Genomic DNA, 20,192 nt, shown 5'->3' with positions numbered 1-20,192 from the left:
GATCCATTCGCCGGGCCCGGTGCGCGCCTGGTCGGCAACGGCGCGAAACGAAGTGGCGAAGCGGCAGCCGAGGCTTGCCGCCGTCGCATCGTCGATCGTGTCGGGCAGGTGCACCAGATTGGTATCGGCATAATCGATCGCCACATATTCGGCGAACGACCCCCAATGGGTGAAGCCCGGCTGGAACTGGTTCGGGCAGACCTGCTGGTTGCCGGAATGGCATTCGCCGCAATGGCCGCAGCCGGAAACGAAGGGCACGGTCACCCGGTCGCCGACCTTGAAGCGCATCACGCCGCGGCCGGTGGCGACGATCCGCCCGGCAAGCTCGTGTCCCGGCACATGCGGCAGGCGGATATCCGGGTCGTGGCCCATCCAGCCGTGCCAGTCGCTACGGCAGAGCCCGCTGGCCCCGACCGCTATGACGACGCCGTCCTCGGTTGGCGTCGGATCGGGCAGGGTGCGGATTTCGGGCGCCTGTTCGAAGGCTTCGTAGAACATGGCTTTCATCGGCGTCTTCCCTTGCTGTCTATCCGCGATTGCGCGCATGATGACATGCGGCAGGTAGCCATTCCAACATTCCATTCCATCATTTTTGCTGATGCACCCATCGATGAAGCCGCCGTGCTGCGCACGAATATTGCGGCCTGCCGCCATTCCCCGGCATTTTCTTGCTTCCGCGTTTCCGCTCGGGATTTGTCCTTGACCCGGCTTGCCGCGGCGGTTTTTCCTTCTCCGGCTTCAGGAGGAAACCATCATGGCCGTCGATACAACACCCCGTTCAACCACCTGGACTCATGTCGATGGAGAATGGCTCCCCGGCAATCCGCCGCTGATCGGGCCGACCTCGCACGCCATGTGGCTGGGCTCGACGGTCTTCGACGGCGCGCGCTGGTTCGACGGCATCGCGCCGGATCTCGACCTGCACTGCCAGCGCATCAACCGCTCAGCGCTCGCCATGGGCCTGAAGCCGGTAAAATCAGCCGAGGAGATTGCCGCACTTGCCTGGGAAGGCGTTGCGAAGTTCGACGGTGCGACGGCAATCTATATCAAGCCGATGTATTGGGGCGAACACGGTTCGCCCGGCAGCGTCGTCGCCGTCGACGGGGAATCGACCCGCTTCGCGCTCTGCCTGTTCGAAGCGCCGATGGGCGGCCATGGCGGCACCAGCCTCACCGTCTCGCCCTATCGCCGCCCCTCGCCGGAAACCGCGATGACCGAGGCGAAAACCGGCTCGCTCTATCCAAACAGCGGCCGCATGATCGCCGAAGCGCGCAGCCGCGGTTTCGACAATGCGCTGGTGCGCGACCTGAATGGCAATGTCGTCGAGACCGCTTCCTCGAACATCTTCATGGTCAGGGACGGCGTGGTGATGACGCCGGCCGCCAACCGCACCTTCCTCGCTGGCATCACCCGCGCCCGCGTCATCGGCCTGCTGCGCCAGGCCGGTTTCGACGTGCACGAAGCGACGCTCTCCGTCGAGGATTTCATGCAAGCCGACGAGATCTTCACCACCGGCAACTATTCCAAGGTTGTCAGCGTCACCCGCCTTGACGACCGCAACCTCCAGGAAGGCCCGGTCACCCGCAAGGCGCTGGAACTCTACATGGATTGGGCCTACGGCAGGAGCGAAAGCGAGGAGTGAGCCACGATCCCGCGAAGCGGGAGCAATCGATCCAGTGAATCGATTGCAGTGGCGAACGCCCGGAGCGCAAGCGCAGGGCCGGCGCGGTCGGTGCCAGCCACACCCGAGCCCATTCGCAAAAAAAGTGAGAGCAGGCCTACCCGGGGCGCACCCTCACGTCATCCACTTCCGATGTTCCGCAAATCTCTCCGCCAAGAGATCGATGAACAGCCGCACCTTCGTCGGCAGATGGCTGCGGTTGGGATAGACCGCGTTGATGTTGAATTCGATCGGCCGGTAGTCCGGCATGATCTTCACCAGCCGCCCTTCGGCGATGTCGTCGAACACCACGAAACTCGGCGCCAGGAAGATGCCCCGCCCGGTCAGCGTCAGGAAGCGCAGCATCTCGGCACTGTTGGAGACGACATTGCCGCTGATCTTGACGCTCTCCTTTTTGCCCTCGCCATCCTCGAAGCGCCATTCGTCGCCATAGGGGTAATAGGCATATTGCAGGCAATTGTGATCGGCGACCTCGGCCGGCGTCTTCGGCATCGGACGGCTCTCGAAATAGGCCGGCGAGCAGACGAGCATATGGCGCCAGGGCGTCAGCTTGCGCGCGACGAGCGACGAATCCGGCGGCAGTACGGTGCGCATCACCAGATCGTAGCCATCCTCGATCATGTCGACCATCCGCTCGCCGACGCTGAAATCGAGTGAGATCGACGGATAGAGCTCCATAAATTCGCTGACGACAGGCGAGAGGAAACGCACGATGGCGCTGCTGGTATAGACCTTCAACGTGCCGCGCGGCGTCGAACTCAGCGCCCCCGCCGTCCGGTCCGCCTCTTCCAGCTCGGCCAGGATCTGCAAAGAGCGCTCATAGTAATATTTGCCGGTTTCGGTCAGGCTGACCTTGCGCGTCGTGCGGTTGAGCAGCCGCACGCCGAGCCGGTCCTCCAGCGATTGCACGTGGTTGCCGACCATGGTGACGGACATGTTGAGCCGGCGCGCGGCGGCGGAAAAACCACCGCATTCCACCACCCGGCCAAAGACTGTGAGGCTTGTCAGCCGATCCATATTGCCCTCGGATTATCCGCTGAGAGTTGATGATCCTTCCCGATTTAAGCAGATTATCAAAATAAATGTCAGGGTGCATTTTCCTGCGCATCGAACATGGCCTCTCACGGAGGAGGCCAACGGTGAAGGAGAATTGCGATGGTCGAGTTACCCCACAGGCAAGTTTTCGAAAGTGCGAAGCAGGCCGAGCAGATCTTGGCCGAGGAAGCCGCCAGGGCGCCGGCCGCCGAGGCGCCCGCCATGCCTGTCTCTGAAGCGCCGGTCGCCGAAGTACCGGCTGCGGACGCATCAGTCGCGGAAGCGCCCAAAAAGACCGGCCGTCGGATCGTCAAGCGCGCCGTCATTGCCGCCGCGCTGCTTGCCGGCGTCGCTTTCGCGGGCGATTTCGGCTATCGCTACTGGACGGTTGGCCGCTTCATCGAAACCACCGACGATGCCTATGTGAAGGCCGATTACACCACTGTCGCCCCGAAGGTCGCCGGCTATATCAGCCAGGTGCTGGTCAACGACAATGACGCGGTCAAGGCCGGCCAGGTTCTCGCCCGCATCGACGATCGCGACTTCCAGGCTGCACTGTCGCAGGCCAGAGCCGATGTGAAGGCGGCCGAAGCCGCCATCACCAATATCGACGCCCAGATCTCCTTGCAGCAATCGGTGATCGAGCAGGCGAGGGCGACGATCGATGCCTCGCAGGCGTCGTTGGATTTTGCCGTGTCCGATGCCGCCCGCTCGGCCCGCCTGATCACCAACGGCGCCGGCACCCAGTCTCGCGCCGAACAGACCCAGTCGGCCCGTGACCAGGCCGCTGCTGCCGTCGAGCGCGACCGGGCAGCCCTCGTCACGGCTCAGAATAAGGTGCCGGTGCTTCAGACCGAGCGCGAACAGACCGTTGCCCAGCGCGACCGTGCGGCCGCCGCCGCCCACCAAGCAGAGCTCAACCTCTCCTATACGGACATCGTCGCTGCCGTTGACGGCACGGTCGGCGCCCGGTCGATCCGGGTCGGCCAGTATGTCACCTCAGGCACGCAGCTCATGGCCGTCGTGCCGCTGCATGCGGTCTATGTCGTCGCCAATTTCAAGGAAACGCAGCTGACCTATATCAGCCCCGGCCAGTCGGTCGAGATTAAGGTCGACAGCTTTCCCGATATCTCGATCAAGGGTCATGTCGACAGCGTTTCGCCGGCAAGCGGCCTGGAATTCTCGCTGCTGCCGCCGGACAATGCCACCGGCAATTTCACCAAGATCGTTCAGCGTATCCCGGTCAAGATCGTCATCGACGACGAAGCGCCGAGCGGGCTGTTGCGCTCGGGCATGTCGGTCGAGCCTGAAATCGATACCAAGGCTGCCCAAACCCGAGCTGCCGAGACCAAGGTTGGCGAGACCAAGCCTGCCCAAGCCTCTGGGGCGGCCGAAGAGGGATTATCCAGCCACGCTGGATGATCCTTCCCTTCTTCGCCCAATGATCCCGATCATTCCCGAATGATCCCGATCATTTCCGAATGATCACCCGAATCCCGTCATGAGAAAGTTTCCCGCGAGAGCTGGAAGGAGATAAGCCATGGCCACTCTTCAGATCGCCGCAAACGGCAATTCGCTGACGCGCCCCGCCGCCGCAGCGCCCGTGGCACCTGCCGTCATGAGCCCTCTGCGCATGTGGGCAGCCGTTGTCGGCTCGACGCTCGGCGCCTTCATGGCCGTCCTCAACATCCAGATCGTCAACGCCTCGCTTGCCGATATCCAGGGCGCGATCGGCGCCGGCACGGATGACGGCGGCTGGATTTCGACTTCCTATCTGATCGCCGAGATTGTCGTCATTCCGCTGAGCGCCTGGTTGGCGCGCGTCTTCTCGGTCCGTAACTATCTGCTTGTCAACGCCATCCTCTTTCTCATCTTCTCCGTCGCCTGCGCCTTCGCGGCCAATCTGCAGCAGATGATCATCCTGCGCGCCATTCAGGGCTTTTCCGGCGGCGTGCTGATCCCGATGGCCTTCACCATCATCATCACCCTGCTGCCCAAGGCCAAGCAGCCGATCGGCCTTGCCCTCTTTGCCCTGTCTGCCACTTTCGCGCCGGCGATCGGCCCGACGATCGGCGGTTACCTCACCGAGAACTGGGGCTGGGAACATATCTTCTACGTCAACCTGGTGCCCGGCGCGCTGATGGTCGGCCTGCTCTGGGTCTCGCTCGACCGCGCGCCGATGAACCTGAAGCTGCTTGCCAAGGGCGACTGGCCGGGCATCGTCACCATGGCGATCGGCCTTGCGGCCCTGCAGACCGTGCTGGAAGAGGGCAACAAGGAAGACTGGTTCGGCTCCGATTTCATTGTCCGCCTGTCTGTTATCGCTGCCGTCTCGCTGACGCTGTTCCTGATCATCGAGCTGAAGACTGCCAATCCGCTGCTGAACCTTCGCCTGCTGGTGCGCCGCAATTTCGGCTTCGGCATCGTCGCCAATTTCCTGCTCGGCATTGCGCTTTACGGCTCGGTCTTCGTGCTGCCGATCTATCTGACCCGCATCCAGGGCTATAATTCCGAGCAGATCGGCATGGTTCTCGCATGGACCGGCATCCCGCAGCTGATGCTGATCCCGCTGGTGCCGCGCCTGATGAAGCGTTTCGATGTCCGCCTGCTGATCGTCGTCGGCTTTGCCCTTTTCGCCGCCTCGAACTTCATGAACGTCCATATGACCGGCGATTATGCGAGCGACCAGCTGTTCTGGCCGAACATCGTCCGCGCCATCGGCCAGGCGCTCGTCTTCACGCCGCTCTCGGCAATCGCTACCGCAGGCATCGAGCAGGAAAATGCCGGTTCGGCTTCGGCACTCTTCAACATGATGCGCAATCTCGGCGGCGCCGTCGGCATCGCCTCGCTGCAGACCTTCCTGTCGAAGCGCGAACAGTTCCACTCGAACATCCTCACCAACTCGGTCTCGGTCTTCGAGGAAGCCACCCGCGATCGCATCGCCAGGCTCACCGGCTATTTCATGAGCCACGGCGTCAGCGATCAGGCGCTCGCCGGGCACAAGGCCGTCGTCGCCATCGCGCTGAAAATACGCAAGCAGGCCAATATCATGGCCTTCAGTGACACCTTCTTCCTGCTCGGCGTCGCTCTCGTCGTCGCCCTGCTTGCAACCCTGCTTCTCAGGAAACCCGGTCAACTCTCCGGCGGCGGCGCTCACTAGCGCGCCGCCTCCCTCAAGGAGGAGAAAGCCATGACGTCAGCGATCTATGCTCCCGATACCGACAGGCTCCAAACGAAGACCGCCGGCCATGCCGTCAGCGCCGCTGCGCTGCTCTCCATCATCGAATGGCTCTCCGGCGATGAATGCCACGCGCTCGACGAAGCGGGCCTCGTCTCCGGCCTCGGCCGCAGGCTCCAGGCGCTCGGCCTGCCGGTCGACCGGCTGACCTTGCATCTGATGACGCTGCATCCCGAGTTCATCGGCCGCACCATCGCCTGGGCGCCGGGCGAACCGGTCGAGATCCACGACCGGGAACACGGCGCCCGGGTCGCCATATCAAATACGCCACTGCGCAAGGTCATGGAAACCCGCGAACCGCTTGTGGTCGATACCAGAGAAAGTGTGCATGGCCGCTGGCAGCATATCGATGTCTTTGCCGATCGCGGCCTGATGCAGCTCGTCATCGCGCCACTTTGCAATGTCGACGGCCCGGTCAGCGCCGCCGTCTTCGGTACGAAGCGGCCGGGCGGCTTTACCGCCTCCGAACGTCAGGTGATCGAGCGCATCCTGCCGGCGCTGCGCAACACCAGCGAACTGCGCATCCTTCGCCAGGTCGAGCTCAGCCTGCTCGATACCTATATCGGCCCGCTGACGGCAAGCCGCATCCTGGCCGGCCGCATCCGCCGCGACGAGGTCGAATCGATGGAGGCAGCCCTGCTGCTCTGTGATCTCAGAGGCTTTACCGAACTGTCGAACCGGCTGCCGGGCAGCACCGTGCTCGGCCTGCTCAACGCCTACTTCGATAAAATCGTGCCGGCCATCACCCGCGAAGGCGGCGAGGTGCTGAAATTCATGGGCGACGCCGTGCTTGCCTTTTTCCCGGGCTATGATGCCGCCCATTCGTGCGGCGCGGCCCTGGCATCGGCCCGCGCTATCCTCGATGAGATCGACCATTTCCAATATGAGGGCCTCGGCGTGAAGGCCGGCATCGCCCTGCATTACGGCGAGGTCAGCTACGGCAATGTCGGCTCCGGCCGCCGCCTCGACTTCACCCTGATCGGCGGCGACGTCAACCTGGTCAGCCGCATCCAGACCGCCTGCAGCGAACTGGGAGAGCCCTTGCTGATGTCGGCGCCGTTCCGTGAGGAGGCCGGGGCAGGGGATGCCGTCTCTGTCGGGGCGCACAGGCTGAAGGGTTTTGCCGATCCGGTGGAGTTGTTCACGATCGTGCGGTAGGTGCCAAACCGCCCACTTGCATAAAATGCATGGCAGGTCTGCCCGAAACGGCTTCGTCTTCCCCCCATCTTTTCGCCATAGTGGCGCCGAAATTCCGCAAGCGGGGAGGAAGAGGCTTATGACTGTGCTGTTCGACGAACAAGGTGAGATCATCCGCGAACTGGGTGTCGCCGCCGACATCGACCCTGAGCGCGAGATCGAACGGCGAACCGGTTTCCTCAAGGATTATCTCATCGCTTCGGGCATGCGCGGCTACGTCCTCGGCATCAGCGGTGGCGTCGATTCGCTGACGGCAGCGTTGCTTGCCCAGAAGGCGGTGCGCGAGCTGCGGGACAGCGGCCACGCGGCCGAATTCATCGCCGTGCGCCTTCCCTACGGTGTCCAGGCTGATGAGGCGGATGCGGTGAGGGCGCTGGAAACGATCGGCGCCGACCGCTCGATGGTGGTCAACATCAAGGCGCCGGCGGATGCGATGCTTGGCGCCGCGTTAAACGGCGGCCTCGCCTTTGCCGATGCCGGCCGACAGGATTTCATCCTCGGCAATATCAAGGCCCGCCAGCGGATGATCGCCCAGTTTGCGCTCGCCGGCGCGGTGAGCGGCCTTGTCATCGGCACCGATCATGCGGCCGAGGCGGTCATGGGCTTCTTCACCAAGTTCGGCGATGGCGCGGCCGATATCCTGCCGCTCGCCGGCCTTAACAAGCGCCGGGTCCGCCTGCTGGCAAAGCGGCTCGGCGCCCCGGACGAGCTGGTGTTCAAGGTGCCGACCGCCGATCTCGAGGACCAGCGCCCATTGCGCCCCGACGAGGAGGCCTATGGCGTCAGCTATGACGAGATCGACGATTTTCTCGAAGGCAAGCCGGTCGGCGAGATCGCCCGCCGCCGCATCCTCGCCGCCTATCGGGCGACCGGCCACAAGCGCGCTTTGCCGGTCGCCGTGAGCTCGCTCTGACGGTCGTCCGAGCCCGGAATGCGGGCGACCTGGCGTTTACGGCCTGACCGGCGAGCCGGTCCGTCCTGATGAGGCGAGATAGGCGTGTGGTGCAAAATAGACGCCGTCGGCATCGAAGGCCTCGAGGTCTTCGGCCTGCAGCGCCTCGCGCACCTTCGGTCGTGCCGCCACCCGGGCCATGAAGCCGTGCAGATCAGGCCATTGCCTGAGATCGATGTCGGTCCAGGGCGACCAGTTCAGGCAGACGAAGAGATAGGCATCCGCCACCGTAAACGCATCGCCGGTAAGATAGGGTCCGGCAAGACGGCCGTTCAGCCAGGTGAGCCGCTTCGAGATCAGCGCGCGGACCTCGCCATGAACGCTGGAATAAATCGGGTTGAAGAGCAACACCATCGGCTTGTGCAGCTCGGCGGTGATGAAGTTCAGATAGGATTGCACCTCGTTGCGGCGGATGTCGCCGACTTCAGGCAACATAGCTGCCCCTTCCGGCACACTGTCGGCGAGGAACTGCACGATCGCCGGCCCCTCGGTCAACACCTTGCCGTCGTCGAGCATCAGCGCCGGCACATAGCCGTTGCCGTTGATGGCGAGGTAATCCTCACCATCGCTCGTCCTGTGGGTCTGCCGGTCGACCTGGACGAGCTCGATATCAAGCCCTAGCTCCCGGCAGATGATGTGCGGTGAAAGCGAACAGGCGGCTGCGTGCATATAGAGTTTCATCGCGGTTTCCTCTCCCTGTGGAGGCGGTCGGTGCCGCCCGCCGATAGCGTTTGAACATTTGTACTGTTTCGCATAAAATAATCTTCGTCAAGAATTTAATGCGAAATGGTACAAAATATGAAGGACGAAAAGAAGCGCGGCCGCCCGAGGGCCTTCGACGCCAAGGCGGCGCTCGGCAAGGCGCGGGATGTCTTCTGGGACAGGGGGTTTGCCGCCGCCTCGCTCGACAATCTGAGCGCTGCGACAAACCTCAACCGCCCGAGCCTCTACGGCGCCTTCGGCGACAAGGAGGATCTCTATCTCGATACGCTGGAGGGGTATCGGCAGGACGGCATGGACGTGCTGACTGAGGCGCTCGACCCGTCACTGCCGTTGCGCGACAATATCGCCCGCGTCTATGCCGGTGCGCTGGCGATCTATCTGCACGGTGAAACCGCCGCCCGCGGCTGTCTGCTGATCGGCACGGCATCGGTCGAGGCGGTCCAGCATGAGCGGATCCGCGAGGTGCTCGGCCGCAGCCTCAATGATTTCGACGACGAGATCGAAAAGCGCATGCGCCTTGCCGTGGACAGGGGCGAGCTTCCCCGAGGCGCCGATCCGCAGATGCTTGCAAGGCTCGCCTCCGCCGTCATGCATTCGCTCGCCGTCCGCGCCCGCGCCGGCGACAGCCGCGAGACGCTGGAAGCGATCGCCCGGTCAGGCGTCGAGCTGATCTGCGGGAGCGCCCCTTAGCCGGATGTCTCCCTCGGCCGTACCATCCAGGAATAGGCAGCACCTGCGAGAAGCAGTACTGACGTGCCGAGGAACACCGCCCGCATGCCGATATGCCCGCCGACAAAGCCGCCAAGGATGGGGCCGGCCACCTGGCCGACATATTGCGACGAGATGGAAAGCCCGAGAATGCTGCCGGCCGCACTGTCCGGCACGCTGTGGCGGATAACAGCGGCGATGCAGGGCAGCAGCCCGCCGAGTGCTGCGCCCATCAGGAAACGCAGGATGATCAGCTGCCAGGAGCTGGTGACGAAGGCCTGCGGGATCAGCAGCAGCCCCGCGACGGCGAGCGCGCCTGAAATCACCGGCCAATGGCCGATCCTGTCGGCGAGCTTGCCGAGCCATGAGGCCGAGAGAATGCTGCCGAGAGCGGCGGCCGACATGACGATTCCCGATATCATCGTCACCTGGGCTTCGACGGGCACGAGCTGCGCGACATAGACGGTGATGATCGGCTCGATCGACATATTGGCGAACATCAAGAGCATGCCGGTCGCCAGCATGGCGATGACGGGCCGCTTATCGGCAATGGATTTCCAGCCGCCGCTGGCCTTGGCCGCCTGCTTGCGAGCCGGCGATTTCTCTTCCTTGATCAGCAAGGCCGTGGCGAGAAAGGCGAGGAAGATCATGCCGCCGGCGGCGAGAAACGTGCCGCGGATGCCGATGATCGGCGGCAGCGCCCCGCCGACCAGCGGCCCGACGAGATTGCCGGCCATGATGCCGGAGGAGAGCACGCCGAGCGCCCAGGCCGAACGGTCCTTCGGCGTCTGCGTCGCCACCAGCACCATCGAACCGGAGGCATAACCGCCGGCAAGCCCGACGAAGAGGCGCAGGGCCACCAGCTGCCAGACATTACCGGCCATGCCCATCAGCGAGATCGCCAGCGTCATGCCGAGGCTGGCGCGCACCAGCATCAGCTTGCGGCCGTAAATATCGCCGAGCCGGCCCCAGAGCGGCGCGACGAGAGCCGCGGCGAAGAAGGTGGCGCCATAGGCGATACCCGACCACTGCACGATGTCAGCATGGTCGCTGACACCGAGCTCCTCGACATAAAGCGGCAGGAAGGGAAGCAGCAGCGTCATCGCCACGATCGTGGTGAAGGAGCCGATCAGCGAGATGGTGAGATTGCGCTTCCAGTGGATCGAGCCGGGCCTGGCGCTGGCGTCCAATTGCGTATCGGTCATCTCTCGGCCCCGGCATTGATCGCGCGGGCGAAGTTCCGCACGCATGGTGAAACAATGTGCCCTTTGCCGCGGCGAGGAGATCGGCGCGGGTGAAACTGTCCTGAGATCGAGTTTTTCGAGGTCGAACGCATAGGCCGTAGCGGTGCATGCGCTCGCCGTTCCAGGGCGGGCACGCGCTGATATAACCGCGCTATGGCCCATCCTTCAAGATGGCGCTTCCGCATTGGTGGCCTGTCTTCGGAAATGAGAGCCGCAATCTGGACCCTCTCGGACAAAACTGCTACAACATGACCGATTGCATAATGCAATCGGTCAATCCAAGGACATTGCCATGAGCGACATGCGCACATCCCGAGAGCAGACTGTCCGTCATCTCTATGCCGCCTATCTCGACGACCGCAAGGATATCGTCGGTGCGATGTTGACGGAGGATTTCACCTTCTCCAGTCCGCGCGATGACCACATCGACCGGGCGAGCTATTTCGAGCGCTGCTGGCCGAAGGAGCCGGTCTTCCGCGGCTTTGACATCGAATTCCTGGCGATCGACGGCGACGAGGCGGTCATCCGCTATCGCGCCGAAAAACGGGATGGCGGCAGCTTCCGCAACATCGAGAGCCTTAGCTTCCGCGGCGACAAGATCGCCTCCGTGGATGTCTATTTCGGCCGCAGTTTGTAAGCTCGGCCGAGACGGGGACGCGCCACTGCTTTACAGGAGCCGCATTGCCGACGTGCCGATGATGATCATCGAGACCGCCACCATCAGCGGCCGCACCGGCAGCCGTTTGACGAGGATCGCGCCGAAGGGGGCGGCGATGACGCCGCCGATGATCAGGCCGATCGCCGAATTGAGTTCCGACCAGCCGAGCGTCAGCATGAAGGTCAGGGAAATCGTCAGCGTCACCGCGAATTCGGTGAAATTGGTCGAGCCGATCACCCGTTTCAGATCATGGCCGCGGCTGACCAGCGAACTGGTGACGATCGGCCCCCATCCGCCGCCGCCGATCGCATCGAGCACGCCGCCGCAAAGCCCGACCGGTGGCACCATCCAGTCGCGGACATCCCGTTTCGGCGGCGGCCGAAAGGCTTTGTAGAGGATCACCAGCCCGATCGCGATCAGATAGGCCGACACGAAGGGCGCGATCACCTTGCCGTCGATATTGGCCAGCAGATAGGCGCCGATCGCGCCGCCGATCATGCCGGCCGGTGCGAGCCGCGCCACGAGGCGCCAATCGACGTTGCGATGATAGGCGTGCGAGATGCCCGAGGCGGCGGTGGTGAACATTTCCGCCACATGCGTCATGGCGCTGGCATTGGCCGCCGGCACCCCGAAGGCGAGAAGGCTGGTCGTCGACAGCACGCCGAAGGCCATGCCGAGTGCGCCGTCGACGATCTGCGCGCAGAAACCCACGACGATGAAGAAAAAGAAATCCGATGTCATGCAGTCCCCTCAGACAAACGGTAGCATCAGAATAAGCGACGCGGGGAAAAAGTTTCCGGTCTCAGGCGGCAAGTCCGTGCTGCTTCAGCCTGACGATCTTGAAGAAGCCGTTCGGAAAGACCGGCAGAATATCGGCAGGCGCGAAATCACCGCGGCGCTCGGCCCAGGCGACGATGCGGTGAACGCGGAAGGCGGAGGACCAGCCGATGTGACGCACCAGCGGCGCCACCGCCGTCTCGATCGCGCCCTGCAGACCGGCGCCGTCGCCAAGCTTGCTGGCAAGGATGATCTCGCCGCCCGGCCTGAGCACTCTCGCGCATTCGTCAAGCGCCCGTTCGGGCTCGGGGATGAGCGTGATGACGAAGGGCAGGCAGACCGCATCGAAAGACCGGTCGGCAAAGGTAAGCGCGTGGGCATCCATCACATCAAGCGCCCGCACATGCTGCAGCTTCTCGCGTTTCGCCTTTTCACGCGCCCGCGCGATCATGTGTTCGGAAATGTCGATGCCGGTTACCCGGCAGTGGCGCGGGTAATGCCCGAGCGTCAGGCCAGTGCCGACGCCGATTTCCAGTATGTCGGTGCCGGCTGCGGCCGCGAGTGCAGCAAGCTTGCGGTGGCCATCGCGCAGGATGCCGCGATAGACCCGGTCATAGACCGGCGCCCAACGCTGATAGATTTTTTGCTGATCTTCCGCCCTGCTGCGAAGCTCTGACATGCCGGCACCTCCCTACAGCGCCGCGCGTCTTTTCGGACGCGCAAAGGACGCTGTAACACTTTGAATTGCTGCATAATTTTGCCCCTAAATCAATTCTGATTTAGGGAATTATGCAGTCGCAAGCCCAGGAAAAGTGGAAAGCGGTTCCCCAGGAATTGCATAAATAAAAGATTTGAGCGGTTCTGCGCTTCTCTCAAAAGCTGAACCGCTCTAAAGCCCAGCCTCTCAACTCCTAAGGGTAGGTTCCGGTTCCCGGCGAAATGTGACGCAAGGCACAGATCCACACCGGGGGGCACTTTGGGGTGACCCCGCTACAGTCTATTTTGCCGGCATCAGCCCAAGCTGTTTGGCGTCCAGTTCGCTGCCGATCTCGACGGTTTTCTTTTGCTTGTCGTAGACGCAGATCTGGGCGATCAGCCCCTTGGCGCCCTTCGGCTTGCCTGTCACCAGGGCAAGCCCGTAATGCGAGCTGCCGAACGGATCGACGGTGGTGCTGGGCTTCTCGATCGTGACCGCTGCCTTCTTGCATTTGGCCTCGACGTCGGCGGCGAGCTGCTTCCAGGCGTCATCGGAGGAGGCATGCGCCGTACCTGGCAGGCAAAGCAGTACGGCGGCAGTGAGAGGCTGGATTATATTCCTGTTCATATCGGGTCTCCGTTGATCGCCATAACAGGCAAAGCGGTTTTCGGGGCGGGCATTCCCATTGATTTGCCCAAGCGATTTCTAGGCGCGACTCCAACCCTGTAACTGAGGCAAATTTTCCTCCGGCTGGTCGTTTTTTGATAATTCGCCGGTTGCCTCTCCCCCTTTCCGCTCCTATGTTCCGCCTCACCTGCCGAGACGCAATCAATTGCCAAGAGGAGATCTGACATGGCTTTCGAATTGCCTGAACTTCCCTATGATTACGAAGCGCTTGCTCCCTTCATGTCGAAGGAAACGCTGGAGTTCCACCACGACAAGCACCATAAGGCCTATGTCGACAACGGCAACAAGCTCGCCGCCGAAGCCGGTCTTTCGGACCTCTCGCTCGAAGACGTCGTCAAGAAGTCCTTCGGCACCAATGCCGGCCTCTTCAACAACGCGGCCCAGCACTACAACCACATCCATTTCTGGAAGTGGATGAAGAAGGGCGGCGGCGGCAACAAGCTGCCGGGCAAACTCGAAGCGGCCTTTACCTCCGATCTCGGCGGCTATGACAAGTTCAAGGCCGATTTCGCCAATGCCGGCGCCACCCAGTTCGGCTCCGGCTGGGCCTGGGTTTCCGTCAAGAACGGCAAGCTCGAAATCTCCAAGACCCCGAACGGCGAAAACCCGCTGGTTCACGGCGCCACCCCGATCCTCGGCGTCGACGTCTGGGAACACTCCTATTACATCGACTATCGCAACGCCCGCCCGAAATATCTCGAAGCCTTCGTCGATAGCCTGATCAACTGGGACTACGTCCTGGAACGCTACGAAGAAGCCACGAAGTAAGCGGTACCAGACCAGCCGCCATGGCGGCGATGTCGTCCGCCTCGAATTTGACACCCGGCGCCTCAAACGCCGGGTGTTTCGTTTTCACACGAAGCCGTCACATCCCTGTCACCAGCCGCTCCTAATCACGCCCCATGTCTTCCTCTGCGTCTCCCTTGTTCCGCTTCGGCGTCATCGCCGACCCGCAATATGCGGCGATCGCACCGCATGTGGTGATGGATCGCTATTACGCCAACAGTCTCGCCAAGGTCGCCGCGGCGATCGAGGTGTTCAATGGCTGGGAATTGAGCTTCGTCATGACGCTCGGCGATGTCATCGACCGCAGCTTTTCAAGCTTCGACGATATCCTGCCGGTCTATGAGAAGCTCAGGCACGAGGCGCTCTTCCTGCTCGGCAACCACGATTTCTCGGTCTCTGCTGGACACTTGTCCGAAGTCGCCGCGCGCCTCGGCATGCCATCGCCCTATTATAGCTTCTTGCGTCACGGCTGGCGCTTTATCGTGCTCGACGGCAACGAGGTCAGCATCTTCGCGCCGCCCGAAGGCCATCATCATCGTGCGCTTGCCGCTCGGATGCTGGCAGAGCTGCAGGCCAAGGGTGCCAGGAATGCGCATCGCTGGAATGCCGCGCTGAGCGACGAACAATTCGCCTGGCTTGGCGATGAAATCGCAAAAGCGGCTGAGGCCGGCGAAAAGGTGATCGTCATGAATCACTATCCCATTCATCCGCCCAGTGAGCACGGCATGTGGGACAGCGAGCGCATCGTCGAGCTGCTTGCCTCCACCAGCAATGTCGTCGCCTATCTCAACGGCCACGACCACGTCGGCAATTACGGCATGGCCGGCGCCTGCCACTTCGTCAATTTCAAGGGCGTGGTCGACACCGAGACGGAAAACGCCTTCGCGATCGTCGAGGTCCATCCCGACCGCATCGAAATCCGCGGCTTCGGCCGCGAGGTGAGCCGCACGCTGGCTTATTAGACCGTGAACCCATAAATATTATGGGTCTCTGCTGGGGCTGTTAATGGCTACCAAATTCAGAACATCGCGAAATTCCTCGCTGAATGCGCGATTTGTCAACGCTTGACCGTGGCGAGAAAGGATTGTGGTTGACGTTCCGGGGTCGATCGCCTCGGCATGAAAACTTCCGTCGCCCCAAAATGTAATCCGGGCCAGGATTTCGCTGCTTTCAAAGTCCACCTTCGCAGCTGGGTTCAGCGTAGGAGGACAAATTTCAAAATTGACGCTCAAGCTGGCGGACCGAGCCTTTTCAGCCAGTTCTTTTACCCATGCAACGAACTTATCAAGAAGGGCGATCTCAGACATCCTGCGGACATAAATCATATTCCTAAACTGTCCAAACATGTTTCGGAGGCGCGAGCATGATCCGACATGATCGTACGGACTTTGAATGGCGGACCATCGACCCACTCCTGCCGAACAAGCCATGAGGCGTGCCGCGCGTTGATGATCGACGGGTTTTGAACGGCATTTTCAGCAAGCTGCGATCTGGAGCGCCTTGGCGTGATCTACCTCAGCGATACGGCTCCCACACCTAGAGTAATTCCAGCAAAAGGGTGCAGCGGTTTTCACAGGAATTGCGCAAAACAAATGGATAGAGCATCAGGCAGGCACAGCCTTCTCCGTCCAGCCGCTGGTCCAAAGCTCCCGCAGCCGGTCGCCGTCGCCCTTGAAGAAATCCTCGCTCGTTGCGCAGCGCTCCACCCGGTCGCTGCGGAAATTGCGAATCGCCTGTCGTAGTTCGCACCAGGCGACGATATTGGCGGTCTGCGAATAATAGATCAGCGCGACGGGCCGGATCGTCCGCTCGCTGGCGCGGCCGAGTTCGTCGCGGTAGCCGAGCATCAGCTTGCGTTCGTCGCGGATCGCGCGGCGCACGATCGCCAGGTCGAAGCCGGCCGGCTGCGCAATCGAGCCCCAGGCGTAAAGCGCCTTGTTGTCCATCGCCTGGCGTAGCGGCGCCGGCACCGCGCCGGCAATCTTCTGGTTGACCCGGCGCGCGGCCTGCTTCAGCTCCTCGTCCGCCGTCCGTTCGAGCAGCGCCAGCGACAGCACGATCGCCTCCATCTCCTCGATCGAAAACATTAGCGGCGGCAGGTCGAAACCCGGCCGCATGATGTAGCCGATGCCGCGCCCGCCTTCGATCGGCACCCGCATCGCCTGAAGGGCGGCGATGTCGCGATAGATCGAGCGCACGGTCACCTCGAGCGTCTCGGCCATCGTCGCTGCTGTCATCGGCTTTCTTGCCAGCCTGAGGATCTGAATGATCTCGAAAAGCCGCGAGGCCTTGCGCATTTTTGCCTCTCCCATCCGCCACGCTCCTGACAATACACTGTCAGTTGGGTTCCCGTATAGAGCCGCCTATCGGATTGAAATCAATCAGGGTCTTTCAAAACGGCCCGCAGAACCCAAGGCGGTAACTGACATGAACTACCACGAAAACCTCTGGCTCTTCTTCACCCTTCTCTTTGGCATCATCATCGTGCCGGGTATGGACATGCTCTTCGTGCTCGCCAATTCGCTGACCGGCGGCGTCAAACGCGGGCTGGCGGCGACCGGCGGCATCATGGCCGGCGGCGCCGTGCATTCGGCCTACGGCGCAGCCGGCGTCGGCGTGCTCGTCACCATGCTGCCGCAGCTTTTCAACGTGCTGCTCTTTGCCGGCGTCGCCTACATGATCTGGATCGGCATTTCGCTGATCCGCAGTTCGATCACCGTCGAGGCGGTTGGCCCGGGAACGGCGCACTCCGGCTGGCGCGCCTTTCGCCAGGGCGCCGTCACCTGTCTGGTCAATCCGAAGGCCTATATCTTCATGTTTGCCGTCTATCCGCAGTTCCTCAGACCGGAATATGGCCCGATCTGGATGCAGGGGCTGATCATGGGCGTCATGACTGTCGTCACCCAGTTTGCGATCTACGGCACGCTGGCGATGACCGCCGGCCGCAGCCGCGACCTGCTCGTCGCAAACCCTGACGTCACGGCCTTTGTCGGCCGCTTCGCCGGACTGCTGCTGGTTGCGGTTTCCGCCTTCAGCCTCTGGCAGGGGTGGAAAAGCGCTTGAGCGCCACTGCATGTCGCCCGGAAGTGTGCAGCGGTTCCGGGATAACGACATGCATAAAAGCAGAGAACGGCCTATCACATTGTTTTTATGATGCTCCGGCAAAACGTGACTGCCAGGACGCATGGATTTTGTCATGCTCCCGGTGCAGATTGGCCTCCGGCCAGTTGGCCGAGGAGAAATGGAGAGGAATATGAATTGGAAAGCAGTAGCTGCCGCCGCAGCGATGGCCGGCATAGCCTTAGGTTCGGTGACCGCCGCCGACGGTACTCATGATTCGCGCATTGCGCTGATGAAGCAGATCGGCGGTTCGGCCGGCGCCCTGGCAGCCATCGCCAAGGGCACCAAGCCCTATGACGCCGAGGCGGTGAAGGCGGCGCTGACGACCATCGCCGCAACGGCCAAGGTCTTCCCCGACCAGTTCAAGCCGGGCACGGAGACGGGCGACGAAGAGGCGAGCCCGAAGATCTGGGAAAACATGGATGACTTCAAGGCGCGCGCCGCCAAGCTCTCCACCGACGCCGAAACCGCGCTGGCTCAGCTTCCGGCCGATGCCGCCGCCGTCGGCGCCACGGTCAACACGCTCGGCGCCAATTGCGGCGGCTGTCACAAGGCCTATCGCATCAAGGATTGATAGGCCGTTTGATCTGGAACTTGATACGCGACCCGCGCCGGCCTTGCCGCCGGCGCGGATCACCTTATTCTCCGCCCGTGCGGGCTGGTCGCAGAACCGCTCCAAGCAGGAAAATCTCGGTAAAGGGGAGGCGGAGCATGGTCCGCAGGTTCATCCGGTTACTGCTCTGTCTGATCGGCGTCGCCGTGCTTGGCGGCGGCGCCTTCTATCTCGTCACCGCACCCGATCCGCTGCCGGAGAGCCGTTGGGCCGGTCTCGGCGCGCCGGACCCGGCGAACGGTCAGATGGTTTTCTGGGCGGGCGGCTGTGTCAGCTGTCATGCAGCACCGGGTTCCGAAGGCGATGCAAAGCTGACGCTTGCAGGCGGCCTAGCGCTGAAGAGCCCTTTCGGCACCTTCCACGTGCCGAACATCTCACCCGATGAAAAGGCCGGCATCGGCGCCTGGACGCTCGCCGAATTCGGCAACGCGATGAAGCGCGGCGTCGGCCCGGGTGGCGAGCACCTCTACCCGTCCTTTCCCTACAGCTCCTATTCCCGCATGAGCGATAAGGACGTCAACGATCTCTTCGCCTTCCTGAAGACCCTGCCGAAGAGCGCAAACGTCGCGGCCCCGCATGAGCTGCCGTTCCCCTTCAACATCCGGCTGGCGCTCGGCGGCTGGAAATTCCTCTATTTCAGCGACCAACCGCGCGTCGCGCTCGCCAAGAGCGACGACAAGATCAAGCGCGGGCAATATCTCGTCGAAGGCCCCGGTCATTGCGGCGAATGCCATACGCCGCGCGATGCGCTGGGCGGCTTCCAGGCGGATCAGTGGCTCGCCGGCGCCCCCAATCCGGAAGGCAAGGGCCGCATACCGGATATCACCCCGGCCTCCAAGAGCATCGGCGGCTGGAGCGAGGCCGATATCGCCAGCTACCTCGAAACCGGCTTCACCCCCGATTTCGATTCCGTCGGCGGCTCTATGGTCGATGTGCAGCAGAACATCGCCCATCTGCCGGCCGCCGACCGCGAGGCGATCGCCGCCTATCTGAAGGCCGTGCCGGGACGCTAAAGCATGTTGCGCAAAACTGCGCAGCGGTTTTGCGGCAACGACATGCGTAAAAACAAAGATCCAAAGCGCGTCGCATGAATCAAGTTTGATGCGACGCGCTTTAAGTGCGGTTGTGCCTGGCACCTTCGCAAGGTCCCACGCCTGCTTATAGGGAGGTGGGACCTGGCATCAGATCATAGGGATGGCGCCAGCCGGGCATCTTGCTGATACGATCTTTCCAGGCTGTGATAGCCGGGAAGGCGCTGTGATCTATCCCGGTTTCCTCCGGCATGAAGACGTAGCCCGCCAGAGAGAGGTCTGCGATCGTCAGTCGGTCGCCGACCATGAAGGCCTGGTGCGCCAGATGTTCGTCAACAATGGCATAGGCAGCTTTGGCCCTCAGTCTCAAAAACTCGACGACGGGCGTCTCGCCGCTCTTCTGAAGGCCATACATGAACCTCAGCGTTGCGTAGTAGCTCGTGAATTTATGGTTGTCGAAAAGAATCCAACGCATGATGTCACGCCGTTCTTCGACCGTCTGCGCCCCAAAGTGGCCTGTCACCTCTGACAAGTAGTCCAGGATGATCCCCGATTGGCTGATTTTCGTTTGCCCATGTTCGAGCACAGGCGCCTCGCCCTGTTCGTTTATGGTTTTTCGCCATTGTTCGGTTCGCGTTTCGCCGCCCAGATAATCAACGAAAATGCTTTCCCACTCGATGCCGGCAAGCGCAAAGAACAGCGCGACCTTGTAAGAATTCCCCGACAGAGCGAAACAATGGAGTTTGAAATCAGGCATGAAAGCTCCTTATGCAATTCGACAAAGCATGTCGCGCAATACTGTGCAGCCGTTTTGATGCGTTGAGCTTCGGCTCTTGCGAAAGCCGAACCTTCGAGCCGGTCACCCTAAGCGATCGACTGCATATAGCGCATGCCGGTCACCGGACGCGGGGTGAAATCCAGCTGTTCGTAGAAGCGGTGCGCCAGCACGTTTCCGGTGGCGGCGCTGACGGAGAGGTAGCCGCAGCCGGCATTGCGGGCGGTCTCGCGCGCCCGGTCGACGAGCAACTGGCCGGTGCCGTGACCG

At 62.2% G+C, this 20,192-nt stretch carries 23 protein-coding genes and 1 pseudogene; 13 read left to right on the top strand and 11 right to left on the bottom strand.

The annotated features are described in order from the left end of the window. The coding region (locus tag MOV76_RS30925) for an alcohol dehydrogenase catalytic domain-containing protein (RefSeq protein WP_247265957.1) at window positions 1–507 on the bottom strand (507 nt) is incomplete at its 3' end. A gap of 247 nt (window positions 508–754) precedes the next feature. On the opposite strand from MOV76_RS30925, the gene MOV76_RS30920 reads away from it, so the two are divergent. Then, on the top strand, window positions 755–1,642 hold the full coding sequence (locus MOV76_RS30920; RefSeq protein WP_047619627.1) for a branched-chain amino acid aminotransferase: 888 nt from the start codon (window positions 755–757) through the stop codon (window positions 1,640–1,642). 153 nt (window positions 1,643–1,795) lie between these two features. On the opposite strand, the gene MOV76_RS30915 is transcribed toward MOV76_RS30920, so the two are convergent. Further along, complete coding sequence (locus MOV76_RS30915; protein WP_018446283.1) at window positions 1,796–2,698, bottom strand: LysR family transcriptional regulator; 903 nt, start codon at window positions 2,696–2,698, stop codon at window positions 1,796–1,798. Between the two features lie 138 nt (window positions 2,699–2,836). Here MOV76_RS30915 and MOV76_RS30910 point away from each other — a divergent pair, with 138 nt between their 5' ends. The 4 genes from MOV76_RS30910 (at window position 2,837) to nadE (ending at window position 8,064) form a co-directional block, all read left to right on the top strand. Then, a complete protein-coding gene (locus MOV76_RS30910; protein WP_047619630.1) occupies window positions 2,837–4,138 on the top strand; it encodes an HlyD family secretion protein in 1,302 nt (433 codons plus the stop codon). A gap of 118 nt (window positions 4,139–4,256) precedes the next feature. Then, window positions 4,257–5,876: an MDR family MFS transporter gene (locus MOV76_RS30905; protein WP_047619632.1), complete on the top strand. Its 1,620-nt coding sequence runs from the start codon at window positions 4,257–4,259 to the stop codon at window positions 5,874–5,876. 30 nt (window positions 5,877–5,906) lie between these two features. Continuing rightward, window positions 5,907–7,112, top strand: a complete 1,206-nt coding sequence (locus tag MOV76_RS30900; protein ID WP_047619634.1) for an adenylate/guanylate cyclase domain-containing protein — start codon at window positions 5,907–5,909, stop codon at window positions 7,110–7,112. 118 nt (window positions 7,113–7,230) lie between these two features. Beyond that, window positions 7,231–8,064, top strand: coding sequence for an ammonia-dependent NAD(+) synthetase (nadE, locus tag MOV76_RS30895; RefSeq protein ID WP_047619635.1), 834 nt, complete (start codon window positions 7,231–7,233; stop codon window positions 8,062–8,064). A gap of 36 nt (window positions 8,065–8,100) precedes the next feature. On the opposite strand, the gene gstA is transcribed toward nadE, so the two are convergent. Beyond that, a complete protein-coding gene (gstA, locus tag MOV76_RS30890; RefSeq protein WP_018241217.1) occupies window positions 8,101–8,784 on the bottom strand; it encodes a glutathione transferase GstA in 684 nt (227 codons plus the stop codon). 117 nt (window positions 8,785–8,901) lie between these two features. Between gstA and MOV76_RS30885 the strand changes: the two genes are divergently transcribed. Next, complete coding sequence (locus tag MOV76_RS30885) at window positions 8,902–9,516, top strand: TetR/AcrR family transcriptional regulator (protein ID WP_018241218.1); 615 nt, start codon at window positions 8,902–8,904, stop codon at window positions 9,514–9,516. Here the strand turns inward: MOV76_RS30885 and MOV76_RS30880 are convergent. Further along, window positions 9,513–10,739 carry a multidrug efflux MFS transporter gene (locus MOV76_RS30880; protein WP_018241219.1) on the bottom strand — a complete coding sequence of 409 codons (1,227 nt, stop codon included), beginning with the start codon at window positions 10,737–10,739 and terminating at the stop codon, window positions 9,513–9,515. The genes MOV76_RS30885 and MOV76_RS30880 overlap by 4 nt on opposite strands. 331 nt (window positions 10,740–11,070) lie before the next feature. Between MOV76_RS30880 and MOV76_RS30875 the strand changes: the two genes are divergently transcribed. Continuing rightward, entirely contained in the window at window positions 11,071–11,415 is a 345-nt protein-coding gene (locus MOV76_RS30875; RefSeq protein ID WP_112906333.1) for a nuclear transport factor 2 family protein, read from the top strand. Window positions 11,416–11,445: 30 nt separating this feature from the next. Here the strand turns inward: MOV76_RS30875 and MOV76_RS30870 are convergent, their stop codons facing one another. The 3 genes from MOV76_RS30870 to MOV76_RS30860 all read right to left on the bottom strand — a co-directional run bounded on the left by MOV76_RS30870 (window position 11,446) and on the right by MOV76_RS30860 (window position 13,537). After that, on the bottom strand, window positions 11,446–12,177 hold the full coding sequence (locus MOV76_RS30870; RefSeq protein WP_018241221.1) for a sulfite exporter TauE/SafE family protein: 732 nt from the start codon (window positions 12,175–12,177) through the stop codon (window positions 11,446–11,448). A gap of 61 nt (window positions 12,178–12,238) precedes the next feature. Next, complete coding sequence (locus MOV76_RS30865; RefSeq protein WP_018241222.1) at window positions 12,239–12,892, bottom strand: class I SAM-dependent methyltransferase; 654 nt, start codon at window positions 12,890–12,892, stop codon at window positions 12,239–12,241. 318 nt (window positions 12,893–13,210) lie between these two features. Continuing rightward, a complete protein-coding gene (locus MOV76_RS30860; RefSeq protein ID WP_247265956.1) occupies window positions 13,211–13,537 on the bottom strand; it encodes a hypothetical protein in 327 nt (108 codons plus the stop codon). A 225-nt stretch (window positions 13,538–13,762) separates the two neighbouring features. Here MOV76_RS30860 and MOV76_RS30855 point away from each other — a divergent pair, with 225 nt between their 5' ends. Both MOV76_RS30855 and MOV76_RS30850 read left to right on the top strand, forming a co-directional pair. Beyond that, window positions 13,763–14,365: a superoxide dismutase gene (locus MOV76_RS30855; protein ID WP_008528928.1), complete on the top strand. Its 603-nt coding sequence runs from the start codon at window positions 13,763–13,765 to the stop codon at window positions 14,363–14,365. A 134-nt stretch (window positions 14,366–14,499) separates the two neighbouring features. Continuing rightward, entirely contained in the window at window positions 14,500–15,345 is an 846-nt protein-coding gene (locus tag MOV76_RS30850; RefSeq protein WP_247265955.1) for a metallophosphoesterase, read from the top strand. A gap of 18 nt (window positions 15,346–15,363) precedes the next feature. On the opposite strand, the gene MOV76_RS30845 is transcribed toward MOV76_RS30850, so the two are convergent. After that, window positions 15,364–15,690, bottom strand: a complete 327-nt coding sequence (locus MOV76_RS30845; RefSeq protein ID WP_205935873.1) for a hypothetical protein — start codon at window positions 15,688–15,690, stop codon at window positions 15,364–15,366. 56 nt (window positions 15,691–15,746) lie between these two features. On the opposite strand from MOV76_RS30845, the pseudogene MOV76_RS30840 reads away from it, so the two are divergent. Then, window positions 15,747–15,920: pseudogene (locus MOV76_RS30840) on the top strand (transposase); the annotation flags it as partial. A gap of 67 nt (window positions 15,921–15,987) precedes the next feature. On the opposite strand, the gene MOV76_RS30835 reads toward MOV76_RS30840, so the two are convergent. Continuing rightward, window positions 15,988–16,680 (bottom strand): YafY family protein, encoded by a 693-nt coding sequence (locus MOV76_RS30835; protein WP_131605359.1) that lies wholly within the window; start codon window positions 16,678–16,680, stop codon window positions 15,988–15,990. A gap of 130 nt (window positions 16,681–16,810) precedes the next feature. Between MOV76_RS30835 and MOV76_RS30830 the strand changes: the two genes are divergently transcribed. The 3 genes from MOV76_RS30830 to MOV76_RS30820 all read left to right on the top strand — a co-directional run bounded on the left by MOV76_RS30830 (window position 16,811) and on the right by MOV76_RS30820 (window position 19,129). After that, on the top strand, window positions 16,811–17,446 hold the full coding sequence (locus tag MOV76_RS30830; protein WP_130658602.1) for a LysE family translocator: 636 nt from the start codon (window positions 16,811–16,813) through the stop codon (window positions 17,444–17,446). Between the two features lie 190 nt (window positions 17,447–17,636). Beyond that, entirely contained in the window at window positions 17,637–18,077 is a 441-nt protein-coding gene (locus MOV76_RS30825; protein WP_018241227.1) for a cytochrome c, read from the top strand. 137 nt (window positions 18,078–18,214) lie between these two features. Beyond that, the gene (locus tag MOV76_RS30820; RefSeq protein ID WP_247265954.1) at window positions 18,215–19,129 is read left to right on the top strand and encodes a cytochrome c; all 915 of its coding nucleotides are present in this window, start codon (window positions 18,215–18,217) and stop codon (window positions 19,127–19,129) included. Window positions 19,130–19,274: 145 nt separating this feature from the next. On the opposite strand, the gene MOV76_RS30815 is transcribed toward MOV76_RS30820, so the two are convergent. Continuing rightward, a complete protein-coding gene (locus MOV76_RS30815; protein ID WP_018241229.1) occupies window positions 19,275–19,904 on the bottom strand; it encodes a glutathione S-transferase family protein in 630 nt (209 codons plus the stop codon). A gap of 107 nt (window positions 19,905–20,011) precedes the next feature. After that, a partial coding sequence (locus MOV76_RS30810; protein ID WP_247265953.1) for a GNAT family N-acetyltransferase occupies window positions 20,012–20,192 on the bottom strand: 181 nt, incomplete at its 5' end.

It is taken from the genome of Rhizobium sp. PRIMUS64, assembly GCF_023006465.1.
Lineage (GTDB): Bacteria > Pseudomonadota > Alphaproteobacteria > Rhizobiales > Rhizobiaceae > Rhizobium > Rhizobium leguminosarum.
The sequence above is the reverse complement of the archived record's forward strand: the minus strand, read 5'-3'. Positions and strand labels throughout refer to the sequence as shown.